The organism is Pseudoalteromonas aurantia 208 (assembly GCF_014858725.1).
Lineage (GTDB): Bacteria > Pseudomonadota > Gammaproteobacteria > Enterobacterales > Alteromonadaceae > Pseudoalteromonas > Pseudoalteromonas aurantia.
Map to the genome: position 1 here is coordinate 187,827 of NZ_AQGV01000014.1, position 13,149 is coordinate 200,975.

Annotated in this window: 10 protein-coding genes; 4 read left to right on the forward strand and 6 right to left on the reverse strand. The window is 39.2% G+C overall.

Annotated features, from left to right (window positions below; all coding sequences use genetic code 11):
• Positions 1–199 precede the first annotated feature (199 nt).
• From PAUR_RS17965 to PAUR_RS17975, 3 genes are all read right to left on the reverse strand, one after another.
• Complete coding sequence (locus PAUR_RS17965; protein WP_192509106.1) at positions 200–1,231, reverse strand: hypothetical protein; 1,032 nt, start codon at positions 1,229–1,231, stop codon at positions 200–202.
• 430 nt (positions 1,232–1,661) lie between these two features.
• The gene (locus tag PAUR_RS17970) at positions 1,662–2,963 is read right to left on the reverse strand and encodes a DEAD/DEAH box helicase (protein ID WP_192509107.1); all 1,302 of its coding nucleotides are present in this window, start codon (positions 2,961–2,963) and stop codon (positions 1,662–1,664) included.
• A gap of 175 nt (positions 2,964–3,138) precedes the next feature.
• On the reverse strand, positions 3,139–3,660 hold the full coding sequence (locus tag PAUR_RS17975) for a MarR family winged helix-turn-helix transcriptional regulator (protein ID WP_192509108.1): 522 nt from the start codon (positions 3,658–3,660) through the stop codon (positions 3,139–3,141).
• 139 nt (positions 3,661–3,799) lie between these two features.
• On the opposite strand from PAUR_RS17975, the gene PAUR_RS17980 reads away from it, so the two are divergent.
• The 4 genes from PAUR_RS17980 (at position 3,800) to PAUR_RS17995 (ending at position 7,843) form a co-directional block, all read left to right on the forward strand.
• Positions 3,800–4,777, forward strand: a complete 978-nt coding sequence (locus tag PAUR_RS17980) for a haloalkane dehalogenase (RefSeq protein WP_192509109.1) — start codon at positions 3,800–3,802, stop codon at positions 4,775–4,777.
• A gap of 410 nt (positions 4,778–5,187) precedes the next feature.
• A complete protein-coding gene (locus PAUR_RS17985) occupies positions 5,188–5,799 on the forward strand; it encodes a cache domain-containing protein (protein WP_192509110.1) in 612 nt (203 codons plus the stop codon).
• Between the two features lie 68 nt (positions 5,800–5,867).
• A complete protein-coding gene (locus PAUR_RS17990) occupies positions 5,868–7,370 on the forward strand; it encodes a sensor histidine kinase (RefSeq protein ID WP_192509111.1) in 1,503 nt (500 codons plus the stop codon).
• A gap of 35 nt (positions 7,371–7,405) precedes the next feature.
• On the forward strand, positions 7,406–7,843 hold the full coding sequence (locus tag PAUR_RS17995) for a response regulator (RefSeq protein ID WP_192509112.1): 438 nt from the start codon (positions 7,406–7,408) through the stop codon (positions 7,841–7,843).
• Positions 7,844–8,292: 449 nt separating this feature from the next.
• Here PAUR_RS17995 and PAUR_RS18000 read toward each other — a convergent pair whose 3' ends face one another.
• Genes PAUR_RS18000 through PAUR_RS18010 form a run of 3 tightly spaced genes read right to left on the reverse strand, consistent with a single transcriptional unit; the run spans position 8,293 to position 13,146 of the window.
• Positions 8,293–11,325: an efflux RND transporter permease subunit gene (locus PAUR_RS18000; RefSeq protein WP_192509113.1), complete on the reverse strand. Its 3,033-nt coding sequence runs from the start codon at positions 11,323–11,325 to the stop codon at positions 8,293–8,295.
• The gene (locus PAUR_RS18005; RefSeq protein ID WP_192509114.1) at positions 11,318–11,929 is read right to left on the reverse strand and encodes an HlyD family efflux transporter periplasmic adaptor subunit; all 612 of its coding nucleotides are present in this window, start codon (positions 11,927–11,929) and stop codon (positions 11,318–11,320) included. Before PAUR_RS18005 ends, PAUR_RS18000 begins: the two co-directional genes overlap by 8 nt.
• Entirely contained in the window at positions 11,926–13,146 is a 1,221-nt protein-coding gene (locus PAUR_RS18010) for an MFS transporter (RefSeq protein WP_192509115.1), read from the reverse strand. The genes PAUR_RS18005 and PAUR_RS18010 overlap by 4 nt, the downstream gene beginning before the upstream one ends.
• Positions 13,147–13,149: the final 3 nt, after the last annotated feature.

Consider the following 13,149-nt stretch of genomic DNA (forward strand, 5'->3'; position numbering starts at 1 on the left):
TACAGGGTATGTAAGCCAGATTTAACATCACCAGATTAGGATAAAAGTGAGGTTTTGGCTCATTGCTTTACAACTCTAAGCAGCAAAAATATCGACTGGAATATACGTGCAAAGTGTGAATTATTGACATTATTAACCTTTGCTGGTTGGTCAGGTAGCCACCAACAGAGGTTAATAAAAGCGATAGTAAGCTAGTTACTTAGAGCTGCGCTTTGAGATACGCGTCTACTTTTTCTTTGCCAATGACCGAAAAGTGCTTGGTAAGAAAATCGGCAAGGCGCTCTTTTTCGATATCCAGTAAATTTTCAGCAGGCTTAAACTCAGTGCCATCATAATAACGCGCGACAGTACCTTCGCCATCCGGACTACCATGACCTGCATCTATGGAGTCTCGCCATTTTTTAGCATGTTCACTCCACTCAGTCTGATCCACGATTTGTGGCGCACTAAACCATACATTCCAACTTAACACGTTACCATTTTGCAGCATATTGCCCGACGCCAAATTGAAAAAATCCATAAATAACTGGTTAAAATCATCAACTATATCGTGACCTACTTTTTCAACATCGCCAATTTCTACATTTAAATGCGCAACATCCCATGCCTCATCTATATGCTTAGCGAACGCGGGAATATCAAAGTCGTGACTTTGCCCCTTTCTGAGCGGGAATATCACTTGGTTTGGATCACCCGGCAAAAAAGTTTTCACTACGATTGCAGTCGTTTTTGATAACGGGAATGGTAAGTTCATAGCCTGAAATAAACTTTCTAATAGCTTGAAAGCCTTAGTTGTTTTTGCACTTGGGCTAAACCAAATTTTACCTACTACAGACATATCCGCTGCCATTGTTTTATTCGTTTCATTCACCCAACCTCGCTGGCCAGTGACGGTGACTTCAACGTTTAGCGCACCAAATGATGGTGAATAAGCCCCCTGTTGAGGACAAATAATGGAATAAACGCGGCCCTCATTGGTATAGCCTATACGGGAAATATCGGGTGCAAACATTTGATAGCACCTGCGTGTATTTTCTTCGTCTTTACGCGTTTCCCAGCTAAATTCTGGCCATAAAACCTCTTGCTGACGTTGCAATTTATCAATATTCGCCATGTTATCTAGCATATGTAACGATGATAAATTAGGATCTGGATACGAAAATAATGCATTTGACTCTTCGAATCCACCTACCCATCCTGGTGCCGGTTGTTGGTTGTTTTTAATCGTCATATTATTGCTCCTTGATTGTTAAACAGTCTGTCTTGAAGTAACCCTTGTCTTTAAACTGGTTCAGCGCATTATGTAGGCAAGTTTATAGTAGGTGTTACAAAAGCGTTATTACAACAAATTACAATAGGCTTCATTTATACCTCATCACATAAGTCAACGTAGTGAGAAGGGAAATTATTGAAAGAGATTTTAGGAGGGGAAATCGTCTAACCTTTGTTTAAGATAATCAAGAAGTAAGTGAGTGCCAACAATCATAATTTAACACCGGTGTGAATAGAGAGCTGGGGAGCTTTCCCCAGCATTGGTATCGTTATTTAACCTCAGGTTTGGATAAGGGTTTTGGAATAGAAGATGTTTTATAAACCAACTTACGTACAATCCAATGATGATATTTTGTTCAATATCAAGGCGCTTTTATTCAGAGCTGAGGTTATTTAGATAGCTTTTTCCAACCCGTCCATACTTCATCATCCGGATCAGCTTGCTGCTTACGTTTTTTCTTACCTGTCCCTTCGGGCTTAGCCATCGGTTTATCTGCTGCAAGTTCAGGGTTAACATCATCAGCCTCAAACCCAGAAATTTGCTCTCGCTCAAGTCGAATTTTGTTTTTCTTTTCAATGATTTTAAAGTGATGATAGTCATCATGATCAATCAAAGATAACGCCAGCCCAATTTCACCGGCACGACCACTTCGACCAATGCGATGCATATAATCCGCAGGACTTCTTGGCAAGTTAAAATTAATCACAACAGGGAGCTTAGCAATATCTAACCCTCGCGCCGCAATATCAGTGGCAATAAGTACCTCAATTTCACCTGACTTGAATGCTTCCAACGTACGCGTGCGCGCCGCTTGCCCTTTGTCACCATGAAACACTTTGGCATTAATGCCCTGCTTTTCTAATTTTTGTGCCAAATGCTCACAGTGATTTTTCGCATTGACAAAAATAAGTGCTTGCCGCCACTGATGCTGCTGAATTAAGTGCGTTAGCAGGGCCGTTTTTTGCCCTTTGTTAACTGTAAATACCCGCTGTATCACGGTACTTGCATCGCGACTTTGAACTTGAATTTCAACAGGATCAATTAACAGTTTATCTGTCAGTGCTGTTACTTGCTCAGGAAAAGTGGCAGAAAATAACATGGTTTGCTTTTCACTTGGCATTAAGGCCAGTAACTTAGATAACTCGTCAGCAAAACCGAGTCCCAGCATGCGGTCGGCTTCATCTAGTACCAAGGTACACACTTTATCGAGTTTTATGGCATTACTGGCAATTAAGTCAAGTAATCGACCTGGCGTTGCCACAACAATGTCACTGCCTCCGCGCAGGTTTTGCATTTGCTTATTAACCGACACCCCACCAAAAACAACCGTTGTTTTAATTGTACCATTAAAATGTGCAGCATAAGATTTAATGCTATCAGCCACTTGCGTCGCCAACTCGCGGGTTGGCACTAACACTAACCCTGAAACAAAATTGCCTTTTTCACGCTTTGTAGACGTACTTGCTTGCAGTTGCTTTGATAGCTGTTGTAACAATGGCAATGCAAATGCTGCCGTTTTACCCGACCCCGTATTCGCTCCAGCAATTAAATCACGTCCAGCCAATACACTGCCAATCGCCTGTGCTTGAATTGGCGTCGGGGTGGTGTATTTCAATTCAGCTAATCGCGCCAATAAAGGGGGGATCAAGCCAAGATCAGTAAAGTTACTAGGCGGTGTCGCTAAGGTCATAAAGGGGTCAGCTCAATGCTAAAAAAGTAGCCGGCGATTCTAGCGTATTTTTGAACAGTTTAGTTAGTATTATCTGTGAAATGAGGCGATTCTTATAGGTAAAACTGGCATTATGTTTCACAATCCAGCCATATTCGCTCATCGCCTAACCCATCAGCACGGTACGTTTAACGCTTTAAGTATGACTCACCGCCGATTGCTCAACGGGGCAACCTTGCACGCGACATACCCCTTCGTTGCATAATCGACATATCTTTCGTGCATCACTCACATCATGTGTCACAGTACGTAATGCCTGCTCAAGAATAGGCAACAACAGCTGCTGTTGTTCCACCGTTATTGACTGCATTATTGATTGTGTTGCGTTCGCGCGAGCCGTTAATATTTGCTTCGCACGCTGCACACCTTCATCCGTGAGTCGAATGACTACAGAACGACCATCCATTTCACTACGGCGACGTTCAATCAGGGCTTCACTTTCCAAGCCATTAATCAACCGCACAGCACCTGAGTGTGTCAGGTTCAAAATTTTCCGTAAAACATCAATACTATCATCCGGGTGATTATAAATAGTCACAAGTGCGGTAGCCGCATTCGCACTACGACACCCCACGGTATTGACGTGTTCATCTATCGTTGCAGTTACCGTCGTTGCAAACGCACCGAGCAAATTATTTATGTAAGTATCATCTTTCATGCGGCCATTATATATGACTCACTCACGCATAAACACCCATTTCTCACCACAAAAATACATGACTAAGTCATATATTTCTCGTGACAAGCGCTCTTGAACTATATATGATCGAGTCATATATAATTTATAGAGAGCCTTGATGATCAATTACACCATCACAAAAAAAGCGGTCGTGAATGCCATACAAACACTCATACTGTTTGCAGTCATACTCTTCACATTCAGCATATCGGCACATGCTAACAACACATGGCAAGCACAGAAAAAGTTTGTCGACGTCTTTGGTAAAAAAATGGCCTACATCGAGCGCGGTGAAGGTCGCCCTATCGTATTTATACATGGCAACCCCACATCGTCATATTTATGGCGAAATGTCATTCCACACGTCGCAGGTCAAGGCCGTATCATCGTTGTTGACCAAATGGGAATGGGCGACAGTGATAAGTTACCGGCTGAAGAAACAGACAGATACCGCTTAGTCAGTTATACAAAGTATTTCGCTGAATTTATGCGTAAGATAAACGCCAAAACAGAAGTGACCTTAGTCCTTCATGACTGGGGCGGCGCTGTTGGTTTTGATTGGGCATTTCACAATCAAGCCAGTGTACGCGGTATCGCTTACATGGAGACCTTTATAAAACCATTAGAATGGAAAGACTTACCGAAAGACTTTCACCCTACACTCAAAGCAGTACGTGCTGAAACAGGGCTAAAGTTAGTCCTTGAAGAGAATATGTTTATCGAAAAAATGCTGCCAAGTGTCACAACCCGTGCATTAACGCAAGCACAGATGGATGAATACCGCCGCCCTTATTTACACTCCGGCGATGACCGACTACCAACATTACAATGGCCTCGTGAAGTGCCCATTGCAGGCCAACCTGCTGACGTAGCAACCCGCATTGGTAATTATTCCAAATGGCTCACAACCAGTAAGGTGCCTAAGCTATTCATTGATGCAGAACCTGGGGTATTCATTACAGGTGATGTACGCAAGTTTGCCAAAAGTTTACCGAACCAAACCATCGCCACGGCCAAAGGGTTACATTTCATGCAAGAGGATGACCCTGACACCATTGGTAAAGCAATTTCTCAATTTTTAATTTCCCTGCCATAGTGCTGCTTATTTGAAAGTGGAGGAAACTCCACTTTCAATCCTTTAAAAACTCACTGGCTAACCACAACTAATGACTCTCTCTTAGCGGCATATTCAAGCACACTATTCATTGTGACATCACTCTTACTATTGAACATTACAAGTTCATATATTGCCTTCAATAGAATCACTTACAAATAAAGTACAGCGCGCTGATTAAAAACCAACACATTTGAAAGCACGTCATTGCCAATGCGCTCCACCAGAAAATATGAGTGAGCAAGGTGACGCCGCTGCACTTTAAAAATCATATGATTGATATTTATACAGTCATAACCAATAATATTAACCGTAATATATTATTTATGCTGTTAAGTAGTGATTAAAACAAACAAGTACCTATACGCAAGCTTAAAATGGAGCTGTATTACATGAAGAAACTGAGTTTTTTAAAAGCATTTTTTATTATGTTATTGAGTAGCATGCTCATTATTGCCTCTGTCTCTCCAATTATTTACAGCAGTGTTTACGATATCATGATGGAGCTAACTTTAAATAAAAACAGAGAACAAGCTGAACGACTTGCTACATTAGTTTCGTTAGATTTAGAAAGAGGAAAAAGCACGGAAGCAGCCCTCGCTCAAATACAAGCTATGTTAGAAAGCACCCCACAAAGTGATGAGCATTTTGCGTGTATTGTTCAGCACGAAAATAGGGTTATTGCGCATCCTAAACCTTCCAACGTAGGCAAAGACGTAACCGGCTGGACTCTTTCTGATGGTATTGAAACAAAAACCTACACGCAATCGGCAGGTGAAGGGCTCCCTTTTGGTGGAATTCAAACAAGAACGAATGGCACACAAGACATCACCTTTCAAGTTCCTATTAGTACGCAGCCTTGGGCTGTTGCAGTGCATACTAAGCTAGATCTCATAGGCCTCTACACCCAAACAATCCTTAAAAATATTGCTTACTTTGCATCGGTTATTTTATTTTTATTATTGCTGATAAGCGCCTATTTAATTTCAAATCAAAAAACATAAACCATTCTTTTGATAAAAATAAAACCTGTGATTTTACTGTATTAATTAAGCATCCTTGGAAAATTCAAATGCTGACCATAGAAAAGAAGATTACCCTCTGTTTTGTTAGCTTACTTTTAACACTCATCATCGCCAGTATCACGTCGGTGGTTAAAGTGGACAATTTAACTCACCTATCGAGAAAAATACAAACTATCTATGAGCCGTCAATACAAGCCAATTTACGTATGACAAACGCCATTAACCTTTCCATGCTGAATATTCAAGACACCCTACTGTTCAATCATGCACAACACATTCGACAAAGACAGGCTACATGGTCAATTATCCACAAAATGCACAGTCAGCTAATGAATTATGCAACGCGGTGGCACAATGATGAGCATCAAGCCCAACTGCACTTAATCGTGCCGCTTTTAACTGAATTAAAAGCACAGCAATTAGCAATTGAACAACTCAGTAAAAACAATAACTCTGTAGCAGCCATTAAACTCATGCAAGATCAGGTTATTCCACTTAAAGATAACATTCTAACCATCTTAAGAAAAATACTAGACCCACAGAAATGGGAAATGGCGCGCATCTTTAAACAAGAAGAAAAAAGCGAAAAAAACTTACAACATATTACGCTGGGCTTTATGCTATTGGCCATCTTTGGCAGTATAGTTGTGACAATCGTTCTGGTCCAAACCATCATTACCCCTTTAAAAAATACCGTCACATTGGCCAACGATGTCGCTAAAGGGAACTATAACGTTGATCATACGCTATTTAATCAAAATGAAGCGTTAGACAGCGCGTTAAAAACCATGGCCATACAGCTCCAAGACACTGCACTGAAAAATCAGCAACAACAGCAACGATTAATGTTGTTAAATGACTCACTAGAGCGCTCTAATGAAGAGCTATCACACTTTTCTTATCGCACATCTCATGATTTAAAAGCCCCCTTAGTAACCATTCGAGGGTGTGCCAGTGCCATTATCGAAGATCTTAACGATCATTATTACGATGAGGCAAAAAGCACCGCGGCACAAATAGAAAAACAAATTAGGAAACTAGAAACGCTCATTGATAATATTTTAGATCTGTCGAAAGCTGAGTTGCAAGAATTTACCCACGACACCATTAACTTGGCATCTTTATTTACTGATATAAAAGCAGATTTAGACAATGTCTACTTAGACAAACAGGTCGACATCTTAAGCGACATTGACGAGCACATACGATTTGACGCACCTAAAGTAAGAATTGAACAAATTATCACTAACCTAATATCAAACGGCATTAAATATGCGAATAAAAATCAAAAAAACAGCTATGTAAAACTCACCATTACACAAGAAGAAAATAACATACGCTTCATGATTGAAGATAATGGATTAGGGATCCCAGTTAAATTCCAAGACTCTGTATTTTTAATGTTTAAGAGATTTCACCCTCACACTTCCAGTGGAAGTGGGTTAGGTATGTATATTGTTAAAAAGCACGTTGAAAAGTTAAATGGCACTATCACTTTTGAAAGCTCTTCAAAAGGGACTATATTCAAAGTATTAATACCTAAGCTGTAAGCAGTAAGCATTAAAGACTTAAAGGACTAGTTACGATGAAGACAATTTCTTCTATTCTCGTTATTGATGATAATCATGCCGATGCTTATTTGGCAAAAAGAGCGTTGATACGTGCCAAAGCCATCAACGATGAAGCAGACATTTTTTTTGCAACCGATGGCGAAGATGCGCTGAACTTTTTAAGCGACATTGACCAAAAAAGAGCATTATATGGCGCGGATAAATTTCCCCCAACTTTGATACTGCTTGATATAAATATGCCCATTATGAACGGCTTTGAATTTCTAGATGAGTATCAATCATTAAATAAGCAAGCAGCGTACAACTCTATCATCGTCATGATGCTAACCAGTTCGGAAAACCCCTGTGATTTAACCAAAGCCTCCGACTATGACTGTGTGAAAGATTTTATCGTCAAGCCGCTCAGTAAAGAAAAGATTAGCCATATCATGGCTTCTTGCTTTGAAGGGTGAGCATCACCTTTGTCTAAACGACTTTGAAAACTTGTCTGAGTGTGTGGTAGAAATCACGCTGCAATGCTTCTTTCAAGTTTACGCATCTCGTCTAATGTGCAGAGAAAAATTGAATGTCGAGGATTTAAAATTGGGAAGTGATCACCTCAATTGCTTATAATAAAAACACAACTGGCAGTTTCCATTTCGCAGAATGAAATGGAAAGCCCACTTAATACTTGGGGTGGAACTATTGTTCACTCACACAAATGTGGTCGATTAATAAAGCCTTTTACTGATTTTCACTGAAAACCTTTATTAATGGTAATGGAATATGAGCAAAGTTCCTTAAGAAAAGTGTCCTGATTTAGTTGTGTAGAACACTTATTTTTAACTTGATATAACTACACATGATAAACCATTGTAAACAGCTACTATTGTCACTTATTTATTGCTTGCTATTAGACTCTTTAACAAACCTTGTTATTACTTTGTCGCGTTTCTGAAAAGACAGTAGACACTTTTGGTGCCATAAAACTCATTAGAATCGGCAGTACTACGATAGTGAGCGTAGTTGCAATAAAAAGACCGACCGTAATGCTTATCCCCAGTGGTTTTAATATTTCTTTTCCTGCACCATAGCCAATTGCCAGTGGTAACATTGCGACAATAGTTGTCAAATTTGTCACAATAAGCGAACGAAAGCGATTACGTAATGCGCCTATTACGGCCAATACCGTCACCATGCCTTGGGCACTATTTCGATTAAAAAAATCAAGTAGAAGTATTGAGTTATTGACTGTTAAGCCAACCAATATCAACATCCCCAGCATAGAATTAAGAGATAATGTACTGTCAAATAAATAGATTGCGTGAATGGCTCCCGTAATACCAAATAAAATAGCTGTGCATATCATCAACGCACTGCGCATTGTGCCAAATTGATAAAGTACAATGATAAAAACCATCAAAATCGAAAACACCAAAGTTGTTTTTAACGACTGAAGGCTTTGTTCTACTTCTGTTTTGGAATTTTCTACTCGCATTGGAAGCACATCTTGATCGAACTCTGTTTTAAGCATACTTTCTAACGCGGCAATAAACTTTTGATTATCTACTTGTACCGCTTTGTCAAACCAGATTTTAAGCCTGAACATCGCCCTGCCATCTCGCGACGCAAACTCCTTTGCTGTCTCAACGGCTGAAAGAGTTGTCACATCTTGTAAAAATACATTTTTACCTGCAAATTGTACGGGGGTTTGCAAAATAGCTTCAACAGAAGACTTATTATTTGAAATCGATACTTTCAGTGGGAAAAATCCTTCATCCAACTTAATTTTATATAAAGTAAATGGACTAGCGGTGAATTTTAAATATTCAGTTAAATCGGCAATCTCCGAGTTGTAATTTTGCCCAACTAACAATCTATCCACCAAATTATTTCTGAGATTAAGCTCTAATTCGTTGTTTTTAAATAGCCTTGGCGTCACATCACTGCGATATGTACTTGGTCTATCTTTGACCCATTGATATGACTTTTTAAGTAAATCCCGATTAATATGCTCATTATCATGGTTAAAATAAAGCGTCAGATCAGGATGGTCCTCGATCTTCAATGCGCCTGTTATCCAAGGTGAATAGGTTACGTCTTCACCAAATGCGCTTAATACGTGTTTTAAAGAGCCATAAAATGCATCGAAATTACGATAAGACACCAAGTGAACAGTCAAATATGCATACTCGTCTCTAATGTCACTATATATATACTTTATATGCTGCCCCAACTCATCTCTTAGAGCGCTTTTAATCGGAGCCAAGGCTGCTAATTTATCTGAATTCGACAGGCCTGATGCAGTGAATGGCATAAAAATGTCAACAATTTCTGCTTTAGGCTGAGCAATGACCTCCCTCTCAATTAACGTAGGAATGCGCATCAGCACATATAATATATAGAAAATGACCAATACTAATACCCATGTTTTCAATGTCTTATTAGACAAAAACTGTGACATGACCTGTTCAAATCTTACTGATGGCTTTTTCGGTGAAAAATGCCTTTTCTTTGCAAAGGCTAAGAAAATAGCGGGTAAAAAATATAAGCTAATAAACAGTGACACACACAAAATAGACACAATAACAAGCGCCATATCACGTAAAATGGCAGAGATCATTGGTGCACTAAATACCAAAGGTAAAAACACAATAATAGAAGTCAAAGTAGAAGAAATAAGCGAAGGCTTGACTGATCGTACGGCCTCAATAATCTCTTTCTCACTCGTTAGCGCCTTATTTTGACTGTGTGTGATCCGGTCGATGATCACAATCGCGTTATCTACGACCATACCAATACTTATACCCATAGCACCCAAGGATAAAATATTAATACCAACACCTAATACTTGCATTGCAATTATGGAGATAGAAAGCGTAATCGGCATGGTTATGACAATCAGCAGTGAGGTAGAAAACCGACGATAAACCACGAGCACAACAAACGCAGCAGAAAACATTCCAACAAACAAAGAAACCACAATATTTAGAATAGCCGCATCAACAAATTCTTGAGGGTCGTTAAGCGAAAATACATCACCTAGAGGTCCTGCGGTGACCTCTATGACTTCTTTAACTTGTTTTGCTAACCAATATTGATTGGCATCTGGTTCAGGCCAAACACCAATAACAACAACAGAAATATCATCATATTGGAATAACCGATTACCTTGCTCTTTGATAAGTTGTATCTCTGCAACTTCAGCTAACAGCAAAGGCTTACCTGGGTTTGCAGTGATAGGAACAGCGCGAATATCCGCTAAATTCGAAATCCCTTGGGTGAGACGAATATTCACTTTTCCTTCACTGCTCGACTCTAAAACCCCAACTGCTTCATCATACCTATACTGACGTAAGGCACTCAAAACATCTTGTAACTTGACATTATTTTCTATTAAAGCAAAAGGATTGATTTGTATATTAACCATTTCTGTAGAGCCACCAGCAATCATGGTTCGGCTAACCCCTTTAATCGCTTTTAGTTGAGGTTCTAAAGTTTGCTGAAGGATTTTTGCAAGTTGATCTACTTCGTACTTATTCGCTTTAATTGCAAGGTAGCTTTCTGAGGTTGGATCATAATAGGCAACTTTATAGCTAGGTAAGTGTTTAGGTAGTTGTGCCTGGTACATTGCACCAAATCGTGCCGCTTCTTTTTTGGCAATTTCTGGCTTTATGTACCAGTCAAATTGAATCACATACTTAACTTGTCCATTTTTATAAGTACCATCCACTTCAGTCGCACCATCCATATCTCTCAGTGAACGCTCAATCTTATTCCCCCACTCTTGATAAAAGCTATGAACATCTTGGTCGTAATAAAATGAAAGTTGAATACTTGGTTTACTGATCGTCGGATAAAGTGATATGGGCAGTTGAAAAAACCAGTTCAACCCAATCAAAAATAGTATGACCGTTACAGAGATATTGAATCTGGTTTTTAATTTATCATCCATGGTTATTTTTTATTGTTATATTTACTAAGGTATTAGGTTTTAAAAAGTGTTTACACTTTTTATCTTCTTTACAGCGCTGAACATCAAAAGCAACTTCGATATTGGCATAAGGGACTTGGCCTTCAAGATAGTTAACCGCTTTTACTTGCCCTTGAATGGATACCGGTCCACGCTCTGGAGAAAAAGTAACTTCCAAATCCTGCCCTATCTCTATTTGATGGATGTTATGTGAAAAAACAGGTGCGACGATATGAAAATTGTCTCGCTCAACTAATCGCATAATTGGTTGGAACTTATTCACTCTATCTCCTTGCTTTAAATAAGTCTCAACTACAATATTATGCCCAGTATCGTTGATAATTTCTTGATTAATAACGCCGTATTCAATACCAGATACTGCCGCCAGCTTTTGACCTTTTTCAATATATTGCCCTCCCCGCACATTCACTTGCCTTAACACACCTTCAATATTTGAAATAATTAAATGATGTATTTCATATTCAAGCTTGCCAAGCAGATAAAACTCCGTATCAGAACTTTGCGCACTGTACGGTAAGCTTGCTATTAATAGCCAAGATAATATCTTTATATAAACTTTATTCATGGCAAACCTACAACACTGACTTTTTTTCTAACTTTGTATAAATCAGATATTATCAATGAGATAGATACGAACACCATCAACATTGCACCGAATAACGCAATAAGCAAAGCATGTTTAAAACCACCACTTTGATAAAAAGCTGACACAGCCAAAACAACGAAAGCAGGAAGCAAGGTATTTAACATCAGTCGAATAGACGATATTTTTCCTCTTACCTTATCATCAGATAACTTTTGTACCGTAGCGCTCCATGCAACCACTGAAAGTGTGCTAGAAACCCCCATTAAGAAAATAGCGAGAAGGGTGGCTACACTCCCCAGTTTAAAGTAGTAGCAGCTCAAAAATAGCATCAAACTAAAACTCGATAACAGTGTGAATAATAGCTTGTACTCGGCATTTATTTTAACCCGGCTTGCTACTGCCCCTGTTATGATGGCACCGAAAGCAAAGGCGAGTTCTAAAATGAGTAACCAATTTGTATTGTTATTAAAGTTATATTTAACAACTGGCGCCAATAGCAAATTAAAAATCCCAAGCGCCATAAAATCAAATGTTGTAATGACAAGCGCAATCATCAGTATTGGATTCGACATGATAACTTTTAATGTATATCGCCAATTCAGTTTTTTCTCTCGTTGCGTTCGCGCAATATCTGAACGATTGTTATTATCTATCTGTTTGAAAAAAATATAATATGCTACGGCAGAAATAAATAGAAAAAAGGTAATGGTAGAGGGGATCAACTGCTTCGATTCAAAGCTGAGTATGATGCCACCAACCACTAACCCAAAAATTTGTCCCGACTGCAAACTTGCAGAAATGATAGCATTTAGCTTTTCAATATTATCTTTATCAACCACGCTCGGAATAAGTGTAAATACAGCATTTTTTGTGAAGGGCTTAGAAATCGTAATTGCGGCAGCAAACGCAACGAAAATATATAGATTTTCATTGGTTAAAAAGCTCATCAAAGACAGCAAAAGCAGTACGGCAGTCAAAGTATTTATACTGACCAATAAAATTTTTCTTGGTCCAAATTTGTCTGTAATACTGCCCGAAAAGCCTTGCAACAACATAGTGGCCAATAACTCCACAAAAAACACCCCAGCAAATGCCCATAGCTGCCCAGTCATATCATACAACAGCTTTCCAATAGTGAGTGTAAATATGCCTGAGGCAACATTGATACTAAACTCGCCCGCACCTATCCATTTCATTGT

Bases quoted from the DNA above. Each gene is read 5' to 3' on its own strand.
- PAUR_RS17965 (WP_192509106.1), bottom strand. From the start codon at position 1,231: ATGACGATTAAAAACAACCAACAACCGGCACCAGGATGGGTAGGTGGA.
- PAUR_RS17970 (WP_192509107.1), bottom strand. From the start codon at position 2,963: ATGACCTTAGCGACACCGCCTAGTAACTTTACTGATCTTGGCTTGATC.
- PAUR_RS17975 (WP_192509108.1), bottom strand. From the start codon at position 3,660: ATGAAAGATGATACTTACATAAATAATTTGCTCGGTGCGTTTGCAACG.
- PAUR_RS17980 (WP_192509109.1), top strand. From the start codon at position 3,800: ATGATCAATTACACCATCACAAAAAAAGCGGTCGTGAATGCCATACAA.
- PAUR_RS17985 (WP_192509110.1), top strand. From the start codon at position 5,188: ATGAAGAAACTGAGTTTTTTAAAAGCATTTTTTATTATGTTATTGAGT.
- PAUR_RS17990 (WP_192509111.1), top strand. From the start codon at position 5,868: ATGCTGACCATAGAAAAGAAGATTACCCTCTGTTTTGTTAGCTTACTT.
- PAUR_RS17995 (WP_192509112.1), top strand. From the start codon at position 7,406: ATGAAGACAATTTCTTCTATTCTCGTTATTGATGATAATCATGCCGAT.
- PAUR_RS18000 (WP_192509113.1), bottom strand. From the start codon at position 11,325: ATGGATGATAAATTAAAAACCAGATTCAATATCTCTGTAACGGTCATA.
- PAUR_RS18005 (WP_192509114.1), bottom strand. From the start codon at position 11,929: ATGAATAAAGTTTATATAAAGATATTATCTTGGCTATTAATAGCAAGC.
- PAUR_RS18010 (WP_192509115.1), bottom strand. From the start codon at position 13,146: ATGAAATGGATAGGTGCGGGCGAGTTTAGTATCAATGTTGCCTCAGGC.